General features: G+C 47.8%; 1 protein-coding gene. It reads left to right on the top strand.

Features of this window, described 5'->3' with window-relative positions:
* Positions 1-243 precede the first annotated feature (243 nt).
* Positions 244-486, top strand: coding sequence for a hypothetical protein (locus N1032_RS27765; RefSeq protein WP_259543961.1), 243 nt, complete (start codon positions 244-246; stop codon positions 484-486).
* Positions 487-525 lie beyond the last annotated feature (39 nt).

Consider the following 525-nt stretch of genomic DNA (forward strand, 5'->3'; position numbering starts at 1 on the left):
TGCAGAACTCATCGCACAGCGTCGTGCAGAGCGTCTGGAGGCACAACAGACGGTAGTTGAAGAGTGGATTGGCTGGGACTACAAAGAGAAGTTCCGCTTCATCAAGAAGCTCTTCGGGTTTTAAGATTAACAGGAGCGTTTCTGAGCGTTCCTACAACGAGGTAAGGTGATTCATCATCTTGCTTAACCCAACGTCCCTACGGGCTTCTCAGTAGCTTGTAGGGGTATTTTGAGAGGTGTTTTATGACTGATAAGAAGATTGATGACAAGTATCGTTCGGCAATCGCTGTTGCAGAGGCAGCATTGACTTTCGATAACGTCGATGAAGAAGTGCGTCAACGTCTTGAGCGTCGTCTGTCTCGCTTCAAGCGTGAGTTGTTCAAACTGGATGCTCCTAAAATCATGACTGACAACGAATGTCGCATGGTACTGGAGACATCTCAGAAGCTTCTGGAGGGTGTGATTAAACCGCTGCGCGGATACTAACAGCGTACACTGAGGAAGGACAGGAAAGACCTTTCCATT

The organism is Herbiconiux daphne (assembly GCF_024979295.1).
GTDB lineage: Bacteria > Actinomycetota > Actinomycetes > Actinomycetales > Microbacteriaceae > Herbiconiux > Herbiconiux daphnes.